This window comes from Micromonospora sp. WMMD736, assembly GCF_049179015.1.
GTDB lineage: Bacteria > Actinomycetota > Actinomycetes > Mycobacteriales > Micromonosporaceae > Micromonospora.
In genome coordinates, this window is the sequence record NZ_JBMHMI010000074.1 from 1 (window position 1) to 2,254 (window position 2,254).

Below are 2,254 nucleotides of genomic sequence, written 5' to 3' on the forward strand. Positions count from 1 at the left end.
GATGAACCGCTCCATCGACATTGCGCAGGCCGCGCTGGCCCGGCACACGTTGGCCGCCTACCCGCCCGACATGTTCATCGAGGTACCGCGATCGACCTGCCGCAGCCTGGATTTCCACCGGGCCGCCGAGGTGATCGAGGTCGGTCGTCGGCTCACGGCGGCGCTGCTCGACGAGTCAGCCGGCTAGGAACTCGGCGATCGGAGCGGCGTACCGGCGGCCCTGATTGCGCCCGGCCCGCGCCGAGGGCACCCGGCAGGCCGGGTCGAGCGGGTCGGGCCCGAACGCCGCCAGCGCCTCGTCGTCGGCGAACACGCCGAACGCCCGGCCCGCGAACAGCGCCACTTCGGCCGCCGCCCCGCCGCCGAGCGGCGACGGCGTCGTCTCCCCCGACGGCACCAGCACAACGGCCACGGCGCAGTCCTCGACCAAGGACATGTTGACGGTGCTGCCCACCCCGCCGTCCATGTAGCGGCGATCGCCGATGGTCACCGGCGGCCAGGCACCCGGCACCGCGCAGCTGGCCGCGACCGCGTCCACCAGACCGACGCCCGAATCGCGATCGAAGGTCAGCAGTTCACCGGTGGCGATGTCGATCGCGGTGATCCGCAGGTCGGTGTCCGGCCAGTCGTGCGACGGCAATCGGTGTTCGATGACGGCGTGGCGCACCTTCTCCTCGACGGTCGGGGTGGCCAGCGCGATCTCGCCGATGCGGACCAGCTTCTGCTCGCGGCTGGCGGCCGCATCCGACATCGCGGTGAGGAAGAGATCGAAGATGGAGTCGATGTCCACGCCGGACCTGATTTCGTGAGAATCGGCGGCAACCTGGCGTTGGTAGAGCTCGTCGAGGCTCAGCCCGGAGGACAGCTGCGCGCTCACCGTGGAGCCGGCCGAGGTGCCCAGCAGCACATCGGAGGAGATCAGCGCCTCCGCGGTGGCCGGGGATTCATCGGCGATGCCCTGCAGGATCCCGGTCTCCCAGGCGATGCCGGCCAGGCCGCCGCCGGCCAGCACCAGCGCGCGTTTGGTCGTCACGACCGGGCCAGCGAAGGCGCAGCGGTCCCGCTGATCAGCGGCAGGTCCAGGTAGGTGGCGATGCCGGGGGCCGCCGCACACACCGCCGGAATCGAGTTCACGCAGTGCGCTGCGGTGGCGACCACGCCGCTTTCCGGGCCGTCCTCCCCCGCCTCGGACTGGAAACCCTTGATCGTCACGGTGAAGTCGGGGTTGCCCCGGAACTCCATCTCGTAGCGCTGCCCCTCGGCGCCGAATGTCCATGCCGGATCAAGGTTTTTCTCACCCATCAGCCAGTTCACCGCGACCCGCACCACCACCTCGTCGCCCACCAGCGCATCCCAGACAAACCGGCGGCCGGCCACCTGGCCGGGTTCGATCGTGCCGATGGGCGTGTCGGTGATCGGGGCGGCGGCAACGGCGATCTCCTGGGTGGCGCGCACTTTCGGGTCGGCGGCAAAACCGAGTCGGTCGGTGCACATCCGCACGGCCTGGATGAAGCCGGCGTCGAGCAGTTTCTGCATCGGCCCGGACAGCGCGTTGTCCGGGGTGTTTCCGAACCCCATGACGTGGCGCACCACATCGGGCGCGTCGTAGGTTCGCAGGTCGGAAAACTCCTCGGCGCGAACGAATGTCACACCGGTGGACATCGCCGAGAACAGCAGCGGGAACTTCTCGCTGATCCCGCCCGGGGCGATCCCGGTGCCGTGCAGGGTGGCGTTGCCTTCGAGCGCGGCCGCCCGCAGTGCCGCCGAGCTGCGCTCGCTGGGGTACACCCAGCCGACCGGGGTGACGACGTTCTTGCCGGATGCCAGCAGTGCGGCGACCTCGTCGGGGTTGGCCATCAGCGGCGCATAGACGACCGCATCGGCCGCCAGCGCCAGGATGTCGTCGATGGAGTCGGTGGCGGTGACGCCCAGCGGCTCGGCACCGATGAGCTCGCCGACGTCGCGGCCCGCCTTGTCGGTCGAATGCACCCAGCACCCGACCAGCTCGAGCTCGGGGTGTTCGGCTATCGCCCTGATCGCGGCGACGCCGACGCCGCCCGTTGCCCACTGCACGACCCGTAGCACCATGCCGACAGGTCTACACGACGCATCACGTCATGCATACGTTGGAGAACAGCAGCACCGGCCAGGATGCGATCGACCCCAGGAACGACACCGCCAGGTCGACGCCGTGCATATCCGCCAGGTGATCGGTGTGGGTCATCGACCAGATTGTGCCGATGATCAGGTAGGG

At 69.6% G+C, this 2,254-nt stretch carries 2 protein-coding genes and 1 pseudogene; 1 reads left to right on the top strand and 2 read right to left on the bottom strand.

Annotation, left to right across the window (positions count from 1 at the left end):
• Nucleotides 1-187 (top strand): annotated as a pseudogene (locus ACN269_RS33715) (esterase); the annotation flags it as partial.
• Here the strand turns inward: ACN269_RS33715 and ACN269_RS33720 are convergent.
• Complete coding sequence (locus ACN269_RS33720; protein ID WP_421477241.1) at nt 176-1,033, bottom strand: patatin-like phospholipase family protein; 858 nt, start codon at nt 1,031-1,033, stop codon at nt 176-178. The pseudogene ACN269_RS33715 and the gene ACN269_RS33720 sit on opposite strands and share 12 nt — an antisense overlap.
• Nucleotides 1,030-2,088, bottom strand: a complete 1,059-nt coding sequence (locus tag ACN269_RS33725) for a hypothetical protein (RefSeq protein ID WP_421477243.1) — start codon at nt 2,086-2,088, stop codon at nt 1,030-1,032. Before ACN269_RS33725 ends, ACN269_RS33720 begins: the two co-directional genes overlap by 4 nt.
• Between the last annotated feature and the right edge of the window lie 166 nt (nt 2,089-2,254).